Here is a 17,105-nt window from a genome sequence, read left to right on the forward strand (position 1 = left end):
TCGTTGGCGAAACGGGCAGGGTTATGACTCGAGAGCGACAAGGCCCGGGTGCGCGGCGATCATGTCGACGCCTTCCGTGACCAGGGCGGCGCCGGCGGCGTCCAAGGCGGCCAGGCTGTCGAAGCCGAACCGGTGCACGTCCCGCAGCGTGCGCGAGACCGCCACCAGCCGCCCGGCGATCAGCACGACGCGGCCAAAGCCTTCGTCGGATAGCTCGATCAGCGGCGTGGCGACATGGCCCGTGCGACGGCCGATGGTGGTCCCGATGGCGTGGTAGAACGTGTGCAGGCGGCGCAGCACGCGCGGGTCCGGGTTGCCGACGATGGGGATGGCGCGGCGCTGCTCCTGCGACAGCACGTACCCCTTCAGCAGGCGGGCATCGGTCTTGCCGTCCCACAGGCCGCAACAGTCGCCGGCCCGGATCAGCGCCGCCAACTCGGGCAGGAAGGTGGGCGCCTCCGGCCAGGGCGGATCGGGTTGCGCGGCGGCCAGGGCGCGCAGACGCGCCACCTTGCTGAGCGGCTTGGCCCCGCCTCTGGCGCGTTCCGCCATGTCAAGAACCGCCTCCGCCATGCTCAGGCCTCCTCGTTCTCGTCGTCGTCCATGAAGTCCGTGCGAGCGGCGCCGGTGCCGTCGCGGGCCATCATCGCCTTGCGCAGCCACGGCGGCGGCGAGCCCGCCAGCATGGTCCGGACCCGCTCCAGCACCTGATCGACGGGCTCGTCGGACTGAAGCTTGACCGGATGGATGCGCGCGGCCACCACCCGCGCCGCCGCCGGCCCGCCAATGGCGCGCACGAACAGCAGGGTGCAGCCCTCCATGGCGGCCAGTCGGGGCGCCACCCGGTCCTCCTCGTGCCCGCCGCCGCTACCGTCCTGGGCGGTGACGTCCTCGAACTGCACGGCCTCCAACAGGGTCCAGCTGTCGGCCGAGACCTCGTAGATCGCCAGGGTGCGGGCGCCGGCGAAGTGGGCGTTGACGGCGCTCATGTCCTGGGTGGCGAGGGCGACCTTCACGGCGGGACTCTCCTGGGAGGTGGGGCGGGCAGGGGCGGGGGACGGCGTGGCGCCGTCCGGGTCAACCAGCCGCAACCGGCGCAGGGCTGTCATGGGGGGCCTCCGAGGTGTGGGGCGGACGCAAATGGTGTTCGGCGTGGCTGTCGGCGATGGCATTCGCGATGGCAAAGGCCATCTGGCGCGTGCCGCGATAGCCGGTGAAGCAATCGTGCTGACTGCCCACCCGGTCCACCTGCGGGAAGCCGACGCGAACCAGGGGCGCGTGCAGGGCCTTGGCGGCCCGGATGGCGGGGGACGGGCCGATCACCAGATCGCAGCCGCCAGCTTCCCGCGCGGTGGTCTCCAGGTCGTCCAGATCGCCGACGATCAGACGGTTGACCGGCAGAGTCTCCAGGCCGGGCGCCTTGGTGGTGGTCACCGCCACCGGCACCGTGCAGCCCAGATCGGTGGCGAGGGTGACCATGGCGCGCAACAGATCCGGCTCGGCCGCGACGGCGACGCGCTGGCCGACGGCGGCGAAGTGGCTGTCGATGAGCGCGTCCAGCAGCCGCGAGCGGTCTCGCCGCACGACCGTCGGCGCCGCGCGGCCCGAGACCTCCGACAGAAACGCGACAAGGCGGTCGCTGCCCTTGAGGCCAGTCAGGGTCTCCAGCACCGTGACCGGTAGTCCGGTGCGCTCGCTTAGCAGCTCGGCCGCCGGACGCATGTGCTCGCCGATGGCCAGCACGGCGGCGGCGGCACCCAGGTCGTCCAGTTCCGCCCGGGTCGTGCCCCCCAGGCTGACCGGGCTCCAGGCCTCCGGCACGTGGCCGTCCAGCGATCCGGAAAGATCCGGCAGGACCGTGCAGGTCAGGCTGAAGGCCTCGATGGTGTCGCGCAGCAGGTCCAGGTCACCCACGGTCAGGTGCGCCCCGGCCAGCACAGTAATATGGCCGGCGCGGCGCGGGCGCGGCTTGGCGGCGGCGTCGACGATGCCCTTGACGGCGGCGCCCCAGCCCTCCTGCAGGCCGCCGATGAAGTCCGGGGCCGGCGCGTGCACCAACAGCGTCTCGCCCAGGTCGTCGCCCAGGCGTTGGGCGAGAAGGCGCAGGTCGGCGGCCATGTCCTCGCTGCGGGTGTCGGTGAGCGCGGTGGGGCAGACGCCCAGCACGGCCGGCTTCGACTTCGTCGCCAGGGTGCGGATGGCGCTTTCCAGGTTGTCGAGGCCCCCGAGAATGGTCTCGATCTCGCCCAGGGCCGTCGTTTGCAGCGGGATGGCCTCGCGGAAGTGTCGGACCAACAGCACCAGGGCGAAGGCGGTGCAGCCTTGGGAGCCATGGAACAGCGGCATCCCACGCTCCACCCCCAGCAGCGCCAGGGCCGCGCCCAACGGCGGCGAGACCTTCAGGGGGTCGATGGTCAGCGCCTTGCGGCGGGGTTCCGGTTGGGTCATGGCGCGTACCCCTCCTCCCACGGCGCGGGGCCATTGACCTGCTGCCAGATCGGCGCGGTCAGGGTCAGGGCGATGCGTTCCGCCAGAACCAGAAAGCCTTCGTACCCCGCATAGGCGTGATGGCGCTCCTGGTTGGTGTCCAGCCACGGCCGGCGGGCGTTCAGGGCCACGAACTGCGACCGGCCGCCAGACAGCATGATGTCGGCCTCGCCCTCCTTCAGCATCCGGAACATCTCGGCGTTGGGGATGGCGCCGAACAGTTTCTGCTCCTCGCCCAGCAGGTCGCGGGCGCGGTCCTTGCCGTGGTCGGTGGCCTTGCGCACCGACGTGCCGATGACCTCCATGCCCATGTCCTGCAGCGTCGAGACGATGGACCAGCTCTTGTTGCCGCCGGTGTAGAGCAGCACCTTCTTGCCGGCGAGGATGTCCCGGAACGGCGCGAACCGGCGCCGGACCTCGGCCTCCTTGTCCGCGATCAGGGTCTCCGCGCGGTCGATCAGGTCGGCGTCGGCGCCCTGTTCGACCAGCAACCGGGCGAAGGTGCGCAACGCCTCCGATGTCGCCCGCACGCCGTTGAACGAGCCCTCGAAGTACGGAATCCCCCAGCGCTCCTGCATCTTGCGGCCGACGTTCACCATGGCCTGCGAGCACACCACCATGGACGCCTTCGCCCGGTGCGCCCAGGTGACCTCGCGGTAGCGCGCGTCTCCGGTCAGGCGGGATAGCAGGCGGATGCCCAGGGCCTTGAACAGGGGCTCGACCTGCCACAGGTCGCCGACGATGTTGAATTCGGCGATCAGGCAGATGTCGGTGGGCGTGGTCGTTTCGGGCTCGCCGGTGCCGATGACGTGGTCCAGCAGGGTCTCGCCGGCCAGCCGGTTGCCCAGGTTCTTGCTGCCGACGAAGCCCGGCACCTCGACCGGGATCACCGGGCGGCCATGGCGCTCGGTGGCGGCGGCGCAGACGGCGCGGATGTCGTCGCCGGTCAGCGCCGGCACGCAGGTCTGGTAGACGAACACCGCCGGCGGGTCGAATTTCTCGATGGCCTGGCGGATGGCCTTCCACAGCTTCTTCTCGCCGCCGTGGATGACGTCCAGCTCCGTCAGGTCGGTGGTCAGTCCGCGCCGGTACAGGTCCGATCCGGACGAGGCCGAATGGCGGTTGTCCCAGTTGTTGCCCTCGCAGGCGATGGGGCCGTGCACGATGTGGGCGGCGTCGACGATGGGCTGCAGCGAGATCTTGGCGCCGTCGAAGGCGCACCCACCGGCCGCCGCGCCCGGGGTCGGACCTTTCGTCTTGCAGCCGGCCTTTTTCTGCGCGTCTGTCTTGGCGCGGTTGGTGGCGCAGGCCGGTTCGTCGAAGACCGGTGCGAGGCGGTCGGTGAGCATACAAGGCCTCCCGCTGTGATGTCCCGGGCACGGGGTTTGGCAGGAGGGTAAGCAAGACGGATGCCAGTGGCGGACCGTGTTGAATATCAGTGGTTTAGAGGAGAGTGTCAGCGTGGTGTGTCGGACATGCGACAGGGGCGATGTCGCGTGCGCGACGCGGGCGTTGTCGGGGCGTGGCATGGTTGTGAGGGATTGACCCGCCCGCGCGCCTTCGACAGAAAGGGGAACTTGGCGCGCACCGGCGTGCGGATGCGACACTCGCGTCCGTGTGTGGAGGGGTGGCCGAGCGGTTTAAGGCACCGGTCTTGAAAACCGGCGGGCGGGAGACCGTCCCGTGGGTTCGAATCCCACCCCCTCCGCCACTTATACTAGAAGTTCGTTTCTCCAAACCCGGCTTCGGCGCCAAGGCCATCGACTGGCGCGGCCTGTACAAGAACCCGGGCGCGTAAGGTAGGTTAGAACAGTCCGAACAGATCGCGGCGGCCGTGGACGGCCCGCACGATCTCCGCCCCGGTCTCGGTGAGCCTGTAGAGCAGAAGATACGGGCCGTTGATCAGATAGCGCAGGCCCGGACGGATGTCGTCGCGGGCCGCGCCCATCTGGGGGTGGGCGCCCAGATGGCCGGCGGCGTCCTCAAGCCGGTCGAGCACCCGGTCGGCGACCGCTGGGTTGTCCTCGGCAATTTGCAGCCAGATGTCGATCAAGTCCTCGCGGGCCTGACGGGTGAACACAACAGGCGCCATCAAGGATCATGCCGCGCCTTGGCGACGTCGGGCCTCGGCCTTGATGTCGTCCATGGTGGTGCCGGGCTCACAGGGGCCACTGGCGATCCCCTCGTCCCACATCCGGCCCAATAGGCGGCGCGTCTTCCATTCCCGCAAGGCTTCCCGGACCACCTCGCTGGACGAGGCGTAGTCCCCGCTGTTCACCGCCTCATGCAAGAGGCGGGCGTGCTCATCCGTGACGGAAACACTGATCTTTTCGGTCATTCCGGCCATCCCCGTGGTGGCGGCGCGTCACGGCGTCCCTCCAACCCGATGGTGGGAAAAAATCCTACCATGCGCAAGCCCTCACAGGGCTTGGTGCGTCTCTGCCCATCGCAGGAACGCCTGAATATCCTCCTCGCGATATCCAAGCAGGCGCCCGATGCGGGCGCAGGCGTCGGCCGCCGCCGCGCTCCCCCGATCGCAATGCTGGAGGCTCAATGCGTGCGCCTCCTGGATGCGCCACGCCTCCCCCGGCAGGGCGTAGTACAGATGCCGCACCGTATGGCGGCCATCCGGGGTTTGCGTGAAAATCTCGTCCTTGACCAGCCGGCCGGAGGCCACATGGGGGTCGAACGCCGCGTCCGGCCACGCGTATGGGGACGGGACGATGTCGCAGAACATCGCCAGCGGTTTCTCGCCGGCCAGCATGAGCGTCAGTTCGCGGCCCTCGTGCGGGCCGACCCCCTCGGGCGGTTCGGGATGCGGGTCCATCTCTCCACCAGACCTTGTTCGGGTGGGGGTGTGATCCGGAACGGATCGACTGTGAGGCGGGGTCCGCGGCGGGTCAAGGGAGCCCGCGCGATGGTCTTGACTCCATCCGGAGCCCCCGTATAGAACAAAAAGGGAACGGACGGAAGCGCCATTGACGGGAGCGCCATCGCATGTCCCACGCGCCGACGCTGGACCGGTTGCGCCAGCGCATCCGGATGCTGGAAGGGTCGGCCCGGGAGGCGGGCGCGGTGCTGCCCCTGGGGGTTGCCGAGGTGGATGGCGCGCTGCCCTGGGGCGGCCTGCCGCTGGGCTGCCTGCATCAGGTGGTGGGCGCGGCCGATGATCCGGCGGAGGCGGCCACCGGCCCGGCGGCGGCGCTGGGCTTCGCCGCCCTGATGGCGGCGCGGCTGGCGGTGCACCGGCGGGGCGCGGTGCTGTGGTGCCTCCGGCAGGGCTCGCCGGACGACACGCTGTACCCGCCGGGGCTGGCCCGGTTCGGTCTGCCGCCCCGGCGGCTGATCCTCGCCCGCGCCGAGGATGACGGGCAGGTGCTGTGGGGCATGGAGGAGGGATTGCGCACCCCCGGCCTCGCCGCCGTCGTCGGCCAAGCGCGCGGCGTCGATCTCACCGCCGGGCGCCGCCTGCAACTGGCGGCCGAGGCCGGCGGGGTGACGGGGCTGCTGCTGGCCTCGGCGGGGCGGGGTAGGGCGGCCGGATCGGTGGCGGCGACCACCCGCTGGCGAGTCGTGCCGGTGCCGGCCGCGCCGGTGACGTGGCGGGGGTTGGGCGCGGCGCGGTGGGACGTGTTTCTGGAACGCTGTCGCGGCGGCCGGCCGGCACACTGGACGATGGAGTGGAACGATGAGACGGGTGCTCTATGTGTGGCTACCGCGTCTGGCGACGGATCGGATGACGCGGCCCGACACGCCGGATGCCGATCGGCGTGACCATCCGTTCGCGCTGGTGACGGAGACCGGGAACACCGCCACCCTGTCCGCCGTCACCCGCGCGGCGGAGGTGGCCGGGGTGTTCGCCGGAATGCCGTTGGCTGACGCCCGTGCCGTGTGCCCGGCGCTGGTCACGCGGCCGGCGGATCCCGACGCCGATCTTGCCGCGCTCGGTGCCCTGGCCGACCGGGCCACGCGGTATACGCCCTGGACTGCCATCGAGCCCCCCGGTCCCGGCGGCGAGGGCGGCCTGTGGCTCGACATCACAGGGTGCGCGCACCTGTTCGGTGGCGAGGCGGCGCTGGCCCGCGACCTGCGCGAGCGGATGCGCGCGGCCGGATTTTCCACCGTCCGCGTGGGCCTTGCCGACACCCGGGGCGCCGCCTGGGCCGCCGCCCGCTTCCTGGCGGGCGCGGGCGGCGAGACGCCCGGCCTGGCGCTGCTGCCGGACGGCGCCCAGCGCCAGTTGCTGGCCAACCTGCCGGTGGAGGCCCTGCGCCTGCCGCCCGACACCGTGGACACGCTGCACCGGCTCGGCCTGCGCCGCATCGCCGATCTGCTCGCCCTGCCGCGCGCGCCCCTCGCCGCGCGCCTGGGGCCGGTGGTGGCGCGGCGGCTCGACCAAGCGCTGGGGCGGGAGCCGGAGCCCTTCACCCCGCGTGCCCCGGCCGTGCCCTGGCGCAAGACGATCACGTTTCCCGAACCCATCGGCCGCACTGAGGACGTGGAACGGGCCATCGAGACGCTGTGCCGTGCCCTCCGCCCGCGCCTGGAACAGGCCGACCGGGGCGCGCGCCGCCTGCTGCTGGAGATGGCGCGGGTGGACGGGTCCATCCTCCGCCGCGTGGTCGGCACCAGCCGGCCGACGCGCGATCCCGAGGCCCTGGCGCGGCTGTTCCAGGAGACCCTGGACGGTCTGGACGTCGGCTTCGGCATCGAGAGCATGGCGTTGACGCTCACCGTGGTCGAGCCGCTGGGCGCCGAACAGCATGGCTTCGTTCGGGGTCCCGGCCAGACGGCGGACGCCACCGTCCTGCTGTTCGATCGCCTGCGCGCGCGCCTCGGTCCGGGCCGGGTGATCCGCCCGGCGCCGCGTCAGAGCCACGTGCCCGAGGCGGCGGTCACCACGGCCGACCGCGCCCCGGCCGCGGCGGACACCTGGCCGGCGACGGCGCCCCGGCCGTCGCGCCTGTTGGCGCCGGAACCGGTGGAGGTTCTGGGCGGCAACCTGCCGCCGGTTCGGTTCCGCTGGCGCCGCCGCGTGTGGACCGTGGTCCGCGCCGAGGGTCCGGAGCGCATCGCCCCCGAATGGTGGCACGGCGCCGAGGCCCCCGCGCCGAACCGCGCGCGTGACTACTGGCGTGTCGAGGACGCCGCCGGCCATCGCCTGTGGCTGGCGCGCGAGGCCGGGGCCGGCTGGACCGTGCGGGGGGTGTTCGCGTGACGCCACCGGCTCCACCCCCCTATGCCGAGTTGGACGTCACCACCAACTTCACCTTCCTGCGGGGGGCGTCGCATCCGGACGAGCTGGTGGTCACCGCCGCCGCGCTCGGCCTGCGGGCCATGGCCGTCACCGACCGCAATACCCTGGCCGGGGTGGTGCGGGCCTGGACCGCCGCGCGGGATACCGGTCTGCATCTGATCGTCGGCTGCCGCCTCGATCTGGAGGACGCGCCCAGCGTGCTGGTCTATCCCACCGACCGTGCCGCCTACGGCCGGCTGTGTGGCCTGCTCACGCTGGGCCGGCGGCGGGCGCCCAAGGGGTCCTGCCTCCTGGTCCGCGACGACCTCGCCAGCCATGCGGCGGGCCTGATCGCCGTGGTTCTGCCGCCGGAGGAAGGGGACCTGGACCCGGTCGCGCGGGACGTTGTCGCCTTTCGCGAGATCTTCACCGACGGCTGTCATCTCGCCGCCCGCTGCCGCCTGGACGGCCGCGACGCCGGGCGGCTGGCCGCGCTGGCGGCGGTGGCGGCGCGGACCGGCGTGCCGCTGGTGGCCACCAATGGTGTCCGGATGCACACCCCGGCGCGGCGGCCCCTGCTCGACGTGCTGACCTGCATCCGCGAGCACGTGACGGTGGAGACCGCCGGCTGGCGCCTTGCCGCCAACGCCGAGGCGCACCTGAAAAGCCCGGCCGACATGGCCGCCCTGTTCGCGGCCTATCCGGACGCCCTAGCCCGCACGGTCGAGATCGCCGACCGCTGCGCGTTCGATCTGGCCGAGCTGCGTTACGAGTACCCGGACGACATCACCCCGCCGGGCCGCACCCCGCAAGCGTACCTGGAGGACCTGACCCGCGCCGGCATGGCCTGGCGCTGGCCCGACGGCGCGCCGGAGCGCGTGCGGACCACCATCGCCCACGAACTGACGGTGATCCAGCAACTCGGCTACGCGCCCTATTTCCTGACCGTGTACGACATCGTCCGCTTCGCCCGGTCACAAGGCATCCTCTGCCAGGGGCGCGGCTCGGCGGCCAACTCGGCGGTCTGTTACTGCCTGGGCATCACGGCCATCGACCCGGCCACCTTCGACCTGCTGTTCGAGCGCTTCGTCTCCGCCGCCCGCGACGAGCCGCCCGACATCGACGTCGATTTCGAGCACGAGCGGCGCGAGGAGGTGATCCAGTACATCTACACGAAATACGGCCGCGACCGCGCCGGGCTGGCGGCCACCCTCATCACCTACCGCTCGCGCTCGGCGCTGCGTGACGTCGGCAAGGCGCTCGGCCTGTCGCAGGATGCTGTCTCGGCGTTGTCCGGCACGGTCTGGGGCGGGTCTTCGCGCCCGCTGGAAGATGCGCACGTGCGCGAGGCCGGGCTCGATCCCGACGATCCGCGCCTGCGCCTGGCGCTGTCGCTGGTCGAGGAGATCCGCGGCTTTCCCCGCCACCTGTCGCAGCACGTGGGCGGATTCGTCCTGACGCGGGGGCCGCTGCACGACTCCGTGCCGATCGAGAACGCGGCCATGGCCGACCGCACGGTCATTCAGTGGGACAAGGACGACCTGGACGCGCTGGGGATGCTGAAGGTGGATGTGCTGGCGCTCGGAATGCTGACCTGCGTGCGCAAGGCGTTCGACCTGCTGCGCGAGACCGGCGGGCCGGATCTGACCCTGGCCACCGTGCCGGCGGACGACGCGGGCGTCTACGACATGTTGTGCGCGGCGGACTCCCTGGGCGTGTTCCAGGTGGAAAGCCGCGCCCAGATGAGCATGTTGCCGCGCCTGCGCCCACGCTGCTTCTACGACCTGGTGATCGAGGTGGCCATCGTCCGCCCCGGTCCCATCCAGGGCGACATGGTCCACCCCTACCTGCGCCGCCGCCAGGGGCTGGAGCCGGTGCGCTACCCGTCCGGCGCCCTGCGGCGGACGCTGGAAAAGACTCTCGGCGTGCCGCTGTTCCAGGAACAGGCCATGCGCATCGCCATCGACGGCGCCGGCTTCAGCCCGAGCGAGGCCGACAGCCTGCGCTGCGCCATGGCCACCTTCCGCCGCGCCGGCACCATTCACGGCTTGCGCGACCGCTTCGTCGCCGGGATGCTGCGCAATGGCCACGAACGCGCCTTCGCCGAGGCCTGCTTCCGCCAGATCGAGGGCTTCGGCGAGTACGGTTTTCCAGAGAGCCACGCCGCCAGCTTCGCCCTGCTGGTCTACGTCTCCGCCTGGCTGAAACGCCACCACCCGGCGGCCTTCGCCTGCGCCCTGCTGAACAGCCAGCCGATGGGATTCTACTCGGCGGCCCAGATCGTGCGTGACGCGCGCGAGCACGGCGTCGCGGTGCAGCCGGTGGATGTCACCCGCAGCGCCTGGGACAACACGCTGGAGCCGGCCGGCGGCTCGGGCGGCCCCGGCGGTCTCGCCCTGCGGCTCGGGTTCCGGCAGGTCAAGGGGCTGTCGGGTCCGGCGGCGCGCGCGGCCTGCGAGCGCCTTGTCGCCGCGCGCGCTGTGCGGCGGTTCCGCGACGCCGAGGATCTGTGGCGCCGTGCCGGCCTGTCGGCGGATGTGCTGGAAAAGCTGGCCAACGCCGACGCGCTGGCCGGGCTGGGGCTGGACCGCCGCGACGCGCTGTGGGCCGTCAAGCGCCTGACGGCGCCGCCGCTGCCGCTGTTCGCGGTCTCCGGTGCCTCGGAGATCGGCGCGGAACCGGACGTGGACCTGCCCGACCTGCGCGAGGGCGAGGCGGTGGTCGAGGATTACCGCAGCCTGCGCCTGACCTTGCGCGCGCATCCGCTGGCGCTGCTGCGGCCCGACGTGGAGCGCGACGGCGTGATGTCCACCCGGCGCTTGCGGGCGGCGGCTGATGGCGCCCGCGTGCGGGTCGGCGGGCTGGTGGTCTGTCGGCAGCGGCCGGGCACGGCCAAAGGGGTCCTGTTCATCACCCTGGAGGACGAGCTGGGCGTCGCCAACCTGATCGTGCCCGCCCGGGTGTTCGAGGCCAACCGCCGCGCCGTGTTGCGGGCACGCCTGCTGTACGCCGAGGGCCGTTTTCAGACGGACGGGGAGGTCCAGCACGTGCTGGTGTCACACCTGACCGATCGGACCGACCGGCTGGCCGGCCTGACAGCCGAACCGTCGGCCCTGGCCCTGATGCCCAGCCGTGCCGACCGCGTGGGTCGCTTCCCGGAGACGGTGTCGTCACACAGGGGCAACGCGTAGGAAACGCGTAGGAACGGACGATGCGCGCACGCACAGATCCCGCTCCCCGTGGATCACACCCCCAGCCTCGCCCGGTCCCGGGCGAGGCGGACACAAATTCCCCGACACCCCGGACCCCGGCGGAGACATGCCGCCGGGTCCATCATGCGGGGTTCGGACCGCGTGCCGACCGATCACTCCGGCGAGCTGCGCACCAGGCTCTTGAGCATTTCCAGAACGCGGGCGCGCACAACCTCCGTTGGCAGACGCCAGTAGGTCTGGATCAGTTCCAGCGATTCCGTCCTCTTCATCGGATCGTCGTCGTCATCCAGGCCCATGTCTTCGTCGGCGAAGTGGACTTTCACCTCTTCGTCGCGTGCCGCCACGGCTTCCCGGGTGAGATCCTCAAAGAAGTAGCTCACGGGAACGTCAAGAAAACGCGAAACGTCGAACAGGCGACTGGCGCTGATCCGGTTGGTTCCGCGCTCGTATTTCTGAACCTGCTGGAAGCTCACGCCGAGGGCACGCGCCATCTGGTCCTGACTCTTGCCCAGCATTGTCCGCCGCAGGCGCATCCGCTGGCCCACATGGACGTCGATCGGATCCGGACCGTCGATGGACGCCGCACGGCGGCGGCGGCCCTCACGCACTTCTTCGGAAGCCATCATGATTGAATTGTCCCTCATTCTTGGGTTCTGGTGGGGCGACGCACCGATTGCGGTTCGCTACTCCACCAACATATAAAACCGATTGCGATGGTCTGTCGCAAGAGTAATCTTCGCGCCGATATGACGAGACGCCATTTCACACGATTTGAGAGTTCCCAAACTACCACCGCGAATCGGACGACTAAATCCTGAGTTGCTACGGGTGATCTGTTCTGAACGCGCTCCTTTCGTTGTTGCATGGCCTGTTCAACAGTCGCGATCCGACCAATTCGCGACGGTGGCGTTTGTTAAGGACTTTTTCCCGGATCGTCCGCATCCGATGTCGGGCAGGATGCCCGGGCGGCGGTGGACGACTCCGGAGCCGCCCGCGCCCAGGGCTGATCTTTTCACGCCGGGCCACCGCTCTCCGTGGTGAGCACACGCCATGCCAACGATTCGTCGCGCGGCGCCATTTCCGTTGGCCGCATGGGCGCGGCCCCCGCCAAGACGGGCCTCGAAAGGCCCGACGCCCGCCGCACCGTGGTCCCGCGCGCGCACTCAGCCCGACTCCCGGCCGCGCCGGCCGCCGCGTGCCGCGATTTCCGCCACGGATTCCAGAAACGCGGCCAGAGCGTTCAGCCGAGCCACCTCGTGCGGACGGTCCGTCGCTTCACCGGCGCCGGTGCGCAACACGGTGGCCGCCTCAAGAACGATCCGTGCGAAGGACCCCGCACTTTGGCCACGGCCCACGGCCGCAACCGCAACAGGCGTGTCATTCCGACCGTCATTTCGCACGATCATTTCCTCCGGTCGGGGGCGCCCACCGATCCATGGCATCCCGACACCGACTTAAGATCTTTGGCCGCTCGGCGCGAACGCTCATTTTTGGTGTGACCAAGAACAATATACACCCTTACCGCTGCGCCGTCACCCATGAGTTTCTTGCGTCTATCGTGTTTCCTTTTTTAGAGTGCCCGCTCACGACTCAGGGCGCCTGAGGCGCTTGAATGCACTGTCTTCCGCCGTGTTGCTGGCGTTCAACGACGGACCCAAGATCATGTCCTCCCCGTCCATGCCCCGGGCCGCAACGGCACCGCAGGCGCTTGCTCCGGCGGGCACCAACACCATCGTCGATGTGCCGGGGCTGCGAGTCGGTCAGGTCCATGATGCCCGCGTGTGGAGCGGGGTGACCGTGCTGGTGCCGGACGCGCCGGCGGTGGCGGCTGTTGACCAGCGTGGCGGCGGGCCGGGAACGCGCGAGACCGATCTGCTCGATCCGGTGAACACCGTCGAGCGCATCCACGCGCTGGTGCTGTCGGGTGGCTCGGCCTTTGGGCTGGAGGCGGCGGCCGGTGTGACGGCGTGGCTGGCGGAACGGCGCATCGGCTTCCCGGTCGGCGACGCGGTCGTGCCGATCGTACCGTCGGCGATCCTGTTCGACCTGCTCAACGGCGGCGACAAGGCGTGGGGAGACGATCCGCCCTATCGCGCACTCGGCCGCGCGGCGGTCGAGGCGGCGGCCGCCACGGACGACGGCCGCACGGTCCGCCTTGGCAATGCCGGGGCCGGCTATGGCGCGACGTCGGGGGGCTTGAAGGGCGGCGTGGGCAGCGCCTCGCTCATCGTTCCCGGAACGACCGCCGACGATGCGCCGTTTACGGTGGGCGCGCTGGCGGCGGTCAACAGCATGGGCAGCGCGACCATGGGCGAGACCCCGGCCTTCTGGGCGTGGCCGTGGGCGGTCGGTGACGAGTTGGGGCCGCGCGCGCGGCCGGCCGAGGACTGGCCTGCGCCCGGGCCGACGGACTTCGCCTTTGACCTGCCGGCGCGGTCCAACACCACCCTGGCCGTCGTCGCCACCGACCTGGCCCTGACCAAGGCGCAGGCCGGGCGCGTGGCCATCATGGCCCAGGACGGCCTGGCTCGCGCCCTACGGCCGGTGCATTCCCCGCTGGACGGCGATACGGTGTTTGCCGTGGCGACGGAGCACGTGGCACTGGGTGCCGATCCGCTGAGAACGCTGGCGCGCTGCGGCATGGCGGCGGCGGACTGTCTTGCGCGGGCCGTGGCCCGGGGCGTCTACGAAGCATCGACGCTGGGGAATTGGCCAGGGTACCGCGACCGGTATGGCTTGCGGTGAGGACCCCGGGTCCCTACAGTCCGGCCCGGTCATCCCGAAAACGAACCAAGATCACCAGCCATGGGGGGTTTCATGATCCTGCCGTTCGTGCGCCATCGCGCGCGCCACCTGTCCATCGCCGTCGTTGTCCTGGCAACACTCGCGGCCGCCAGTCTGCCGTCGCAGAGTGGTCGGGCCGCGCCGCCCGACGCCCTGGTCATGGGCATGGTCCTGGAACCGCCGCACCTGGACCCGACTGCCGGGGCGGCGGGCGCCATCGACGAGGTGGTCTATGCCAACGTGTTCGAGGGCCTGACCCGGATCGGCCCGGACGGCTCGGTGGAGCCCGCCCTGGCGCGGTCGTGGGAGGTCAGCGACGACGGCCTGGTCTATCGGTTCACGTTGCGGCGCGACGTGATGTTTCACGACGGCACGGCCTTCACGGCCGATGACGCCGTGTTCAGCCTGCAACGCATCGCCGATGAGGACAGCGTCAACGCCCAGAAGGGACTTTACGCGGCCATCGACAGCGTGGCCGCCCTGGACGGTTATACGTTGGTGGTGGAACTGAAACACCCCGACGGCCGGTTCCTGTTCAACCTGGGCTGGGGCGATGCCGTGATGGTGGCGCCGGAGACGGCTGACGACAACAAAACCAACCCCATCGGCACCGGCCCGTTCCGGTTCGTGCGCTGGATCCAGGGCGACCGCGTCGAGCTTGAGGCCTATCCCGACTACTGGGGTCCCAAGCCGGCTTTGGCGCGGGCGACGTTCCGCTTCATTCCCGACCCGGCGGCGTCCATGGCGGCGCTGATGGCTGGCGATGTGGACGCCTACCCCAACGTCCCGGCGCCGGAGGCCCTGGACTCGTTCAAGGCGGATGATCGGTTCACGGTGGAGATCGGGACCACGGAAGGCGAGACCATCCTGTCCCTGAACCACCGCCGGGCGCCGCTGGACGACGTGCGGGTGCGTCGCGCCATCAGCCATGCCCTTGATCGGCGGGCGATCGTCGATGGGGCCATGTTCGGCTACGGCACGCCCATCGGCAGCCACTTCGCGCCGCACCACCCGGCCTATGTGGACCTGACGGGGATGTATCCGCACGATCCGGAGGCGGCGAAGGCGCTGTTGGCCGAGGCGGGCATCGCGCCTGGTGACCTGTCATTGACCCTGCACCTGCCGCCGCCGTCCTATGCTCGGCGGGGCGGGGAAATCGTGGCGGCGCAACTGGCCGAGGTCGGTATCAAGGTCGAGATCATCCCGGTGGAGTGGGCGCAGTGGCTGGAACAGGTGTTCCGGGGCCATGATTTTGACATGACCATCGTCTCGCACACCGAACCGCTGGACATCGACATCTACGCCCGCGACGATTACTACTTCGGTTACGACAACCCGGCCTTTGACGCGGTGATCGACCGGTTGCAGGGCACGGCGGATCCCGAGGCGCGCGCCGACCTGTATCGCGAGGCGCAGACGATTCTGGCCGAGGACGCCGTCAACGGCTTCCTGTTCCAGTTGGCCAAGCACGGCGTTTGGGATGCACGCCTGCGCGGCCTGTGGGAGAACAGCCCGATCCAGGCCAACGACATCACCGGCGTGTCCTGGGGCGAGTAACCACGGAAGGGCAGGGCGGCCATGGTCTGGTTCCTGGCCAAGCGCATGGTCGCCCTGGCGCTGACCCTGGTGGCGGCGTCGCTGCTGGTGTTCGCGGTGCTGGAGGTGCTGCCGGGCGATCCGGCGCTGCTGATCCTGGGGGTGAATGCCCGCGAGGACACGCTGGCCGCCCTGCGCGAGAGCATGGGGCTCGATCAGCCGGCGTACTGGCGCTACCTGACGTGGATCGGCGGCCTGCTGTCGGGGCATCTGGCGGACAGCCTCACCTACGACGTGCCGGTGAGCGAGTTGCTGGCGCCGCGCATCGCGGTGAGCTTGCCCTTGGCGCTGATGGCGCTGACGCTGGCGGTGGGCCTGGCGCTGCCGCTGGGCGTGCTGGCGGCGGCGCGGCGCGGACGAGCAACCGACGTGGCGGTGATGGGGGCGAGTCAGTTGGGCGTCGCCGTGCCCAATTTCTGGCTCGGCATTCTGCTGATTCTACTGTTTGCCGTGACCCTGCGCTGGCTGCCGTCCGGAGGATTTCCCGGGTGGGACGCGGGCGTCGGCCCGGCGCTGGCGGCGCTGGTCATGCCGGCGGTGGCGCTGGCGCTGCCGCAGGCGGCGATCCTGGCGCGGGTGACGCGGTCGGCGGTGTTGGAGGTGCTGGGCGAGGACTACATGCGCACCGCCCGCGCCAAGGGGCTGAGCCGGGGCGAGGCGCTGTGGCGCCACGGTCTGCGCAACGCCATGATCCCGGTGGTGACGATCATGGGGCTTCAGTTCTCGTTCCTGCTGGCCGGGACGATCATCATAGAGAACGTGTTCAACCTGCCGGGCATCGGCCGGTTGATTTTCCAGGCCATCGGTCAACGCGACATCGTCGTGGTACGGGACCTGGTGGTGCTGCTGGCGGCCACGGTCGGAGTGGTCAACTTTCTGGTCGACCTGTCCTACGCCATTCTGGATCCGCGCCTGCGGCATGGCGCGGCCCGGCGGGTCCATGGTTGAGGCCATGGGTCAACGGCGGCGGCTTGGCGTGGCGGCCTGGACCGGCGGGGCCATCGCCGCGCTGGTGTTGCTGGTCGGCGCGGTCTCGCTGGTCTGGACGCCGCACGACCCGGCCGTCATGGACGTGGCCAACAAGCTGAGCGGGCCAAGCTGGAGCCACCCGCTGGGCACCGACCATTTCGGGCGCGACACCCTGTCGCAGTTGATGGTGGGGGCGCGGGTCTCCATCGCCGTGTCCCTGGTGGCGGTCGGGCTGGGTGTCGGTCTGGGGGTGCCGCTTGGTCTGCTGGCCGCCGCGCGGGCCGGCTGGATCGACGAAGCCGTCATGCGCTTCAATGACCTGGCGTTCGCTTTCCCGGCGCTACTGACGGCGGTGCTGATCACCGCCCTGCTGGGACCGGGCGCGATCAACGCCATCCTGGCCATTGGGATCTTCAACATCCCCGTGTTCGCCCGCGTGGCGCGCGGGGCGGCGCTGGCCCTGTGGACCCGCCCGTTCATCCAGGCGGCGCGGCTGGCCGGGCGCGGCCGCACCCGCATCTCGATCGAGCACATCCTGCCCAACATCGCCGGCGCGCTGATCGTACAGGGCACCATCCAGTTCGCCCTGGCCGTGCTGGCCGAGGCGGGCTTGAGCTATCTGGGCCTGGGCAGCCAGCCGCCGGAGGTGAGTTGGGGCCGAATGCTCAACGAGGCGCAAACGTTCCTGTTCCTGGACCCACGGTTGGCGATCCTGCCGGGGCTGGCCATCGTGGTGACGGTGCTGGGGCTGAACCTGCTGGGCGACGGCCTGCGCGACCGCCTGGATCCGCGCCTGGAGCCTCGCCGGGGGGGACGGTGAG

The 17,105-nt window shown here is 70.6% G+C and carries 16 protein-coding genes and 1 tRNA gene; 9 read left to right on the plus strand and 8 right to left on the minus strand.

The window, feature by feature from the left end:
* Nucleotides 1–21 precede the first annotated feature (21 nt).
* From Q0309_RS10750 to nifE, 4 genes are read right to left on the minus strand one after another with little or no spacing between them, the layout of a single operon-like run.
* Nucleotides 22–573 (minus strand): NifX-associated nitrogen fixation protein, encoded by a 552-nt coding sequence (locus Q0309_RS10750; RefSeq protein WP_299440434.1) that lies wholly within the window; start codon nt 571–573, stop codon nt 22–24.
* A 2-nt stretch (nt 574–575) separates the two neighbouring features.
* Nucleotides 576–1,109, minus strand: a complete 534-nt coding sequence (gene nifX, locus Q0309_RS10755) for a nitrogen fixation protein NifX (RefSeq protein WP_299440436.1) — start codon at nt 1,107–1,109, stop codon at nt 576–578.
* Nucleotides 1,078–2,448, minus strand: a complete 1,371-nt coding sequence (gene nifN, locus Q0309_RS10760) for a nitrogenase iron-molybdenum cofactor biosynthesis protein NifN (RefSeq protein ID WP_299440438.1) — start codon at nt 2,446–2,448, stop codon at nt 1,078–1,080. The genes nifX and nifN overlap by 32 nt, the downstream gene beginning before the upstream one ends.
* Entirely contained in the window at nt 2,445–3,836 is a 1,392-nt protein-coding gene (gene nifE, locus Q0309_RS10765) for a nitrogenase iron-molybdenum cofactor biosynthesis protein NifE (RefSeq protein WP_299440440.1), read from the minus strand. Before nifE ends, nifN begins: the two co-directional genes overlap by 4 nt.
* 272 nt (nt 3,837–4,108) lie before the next feature.
* Here nifE and Q0309_RS10770 point away from each other — a divergent pair.
* Nucleotides 4,109–4,198: transfer RNA gene (locus tag Q0309_RS10770), tRNA-Ser, on the plus strand.
* A gap of 93 nt (nt 4,199–4,291) precedes the next feature.
* Here Q0309_RS10770 and Q0309_RS10775 read toward each other — a convergent pair.
* The 3 genes from Q0309_RS10775 to Q0309_RS10785 form a co-directional block, all read right to left on the minus strand.
* Nucleotides 4,292–4,579 (minus strand): type II toxin-antitoxin system RelE/ParE family toxin, encoded by a 288-nt coding sequence (locus Q0309_RS10775; protein ID WP_299440442.1) that lies wholly within the window; start codon nt 4,577–4,579, stop codon nt 4,292–4,294.
* A 6-nt stretch (nt 4,580–4,585) separates the two neighbouring features.
* A complete protein-coding gene (locus Q0309_RS10780) occupies nt 4,586–4,825 on the minus strand; it encodes a type II toxin-antitoxin system ParD family antitoxin (RefSeq protein ID WP_299440444.1) in 240 nt (79 codons plus the stop codon).
* An 81-nt stretch (nt 4,826–4,906) separates the two neighbouring features.
* Entirely contained in the window at nt 4,907–5,314 is a 408-nt protein-coding gene (locus Q0309_RS10785) for a hypothetical protein (RefSeq protein ID WP_299440446.1), read from the minus strand.
* A gap of 170 nt (nt 5,315–5,484) precedes the next feature.
* Between Q0309_RS10785 and Q0309_RS10790 the strand changes: the two genes are divergently transcribed.
* From Q0309_RS10790 to Q0309_RS10800, 3 genes are read left to right on the plus strand one after another with little or no spacing between them, the layout of a single operon-like run.
* Complete coding sequence (locus tag Q0309_RS10790; RefSeq protein WP_299440448.1) at nt 5,485–6,261, plus strand: hypothetical protein; 777 nt, start codon at nt 5,485–5,487, stop codon at nt 6,259–6,261.
* Entirely contained in the window at nt 6,176–7,705 is a 1,530-nt protein-coding gene (locus Q0309_RS10795; protein WP_299440450.1) for a DNA polymerase Y family protein, read from the plus strand. Before Q0309_RS10790 ends, Q0309_RS10795 begins: the two co-directional genes overlap by 86 nt.
* Nucleotides 7,702–10,914 carry an error-prone DNA polymerase gene (locus Q0309_RS10800; protein WP_299440452.1) on the plus strand — a complete coding sequence of 1,071 codons (3,213 nt, stop codon included), beginning with the start codon at nt 7,702–7,704 and terminating at the stop codon, nt 10,912–10,914. The genes Q0309_RS10795 and Q0309_RS10800 overlap by 4 nt, the downstream gene beginning before the upstream one ends.
* A gap of 173 nt (nt 10,915–11,087) precedes the next feature.
* On the opposite strand, the gene Q0309_RS10805 is transcribed toward Q0309_RS10800, so the two are convergent.
* Nucleotides 11,088–11,561 (minus strand): helix-turn-helix transcriptional regulator, encoded by a 474-nt coding sequence (locus tag Q0309_RS10805; RefSeq protein ID WP_299440454.1) that lies wholly within the window; start codon nt 11,559–11,561, stop codon nt 11,088–11,090.
* A gap of 408 nt (nt 11,562–11,969) precedes the next feature.
* On the opposite strand from Q0309_RS10805, the gene Q0309_RS10810 reads away from it, so the two are divergent.
* From Q0309_RS10810 to Q0309_RS10830, 5 genes are all read left to right on the plus strand, one after another.
* Complete coding sequence (locus Q0309_RS10810; RefSeq protein ID WP_299440456.1) at nt 11,970–12,434, plus strand: hypothetical protein; 465 nt, start codon at nt 11,970–11,972, stop codon at nt 12,432–12,434.
* 163 nt (nt 12,435–12,597) lie between these two features.
* Complete coding sequence (locus Q0309_RS10815) at nt 12,598–13,680, plus strand: P1 family peptidase (protein WP_299440458.1); 1,083 nt, start codon at nt 12,598–12,600, stop codon at nt 13,678–13,680.
* 72 nt (nt 13,681–13,752) lie between these two features.
* Entirely contained in the window at nt 13,753–15,276 is a 1,524-nt protein-coding gene (locus tag Q0309_RS10820) for an ABC transporter substrate-binding protein (RefSeq protein ID WP_299440460.1), read from the plus strand.
* Nucleotides 15,277–15,297: 21 nt separating this feature from the next.
* Nucleotides 15,298–16,263: an ABC transporter permease gene (locus Q0309_RS10825; RefSeq protein WP_299440462.1), complete on the plus strand. Its 966-nt coding sequence runs from the start codon at nt 15,298–15,300 to the stop codon at nt 16,261–16,263.
* Entirely contained in the window at nt 16,256–17,104 is an 849-nt protein-coding gene (locus Q0309_RS10830) for an ABC transporter permease (RefSeq protein WP_299440464.1), read from the plus strand. The genes Q0309_RS10825 and Q0309_RS10830 overlap by 8 nt, the downstream gene beginning before the upstream one ends.
* Nucleotide 17,105 lies beyond the last annotated feature (1 nt).

The sequence above is a fragment of the uncultured Rhodospira sp. genome, assembly GCF_937138205.1.
Lineage (GTDB): Bacteria > Pseudomonadota > Alphaproteobacteria > Rhodospirillales > Rhodospirillaceae > Rhodospira.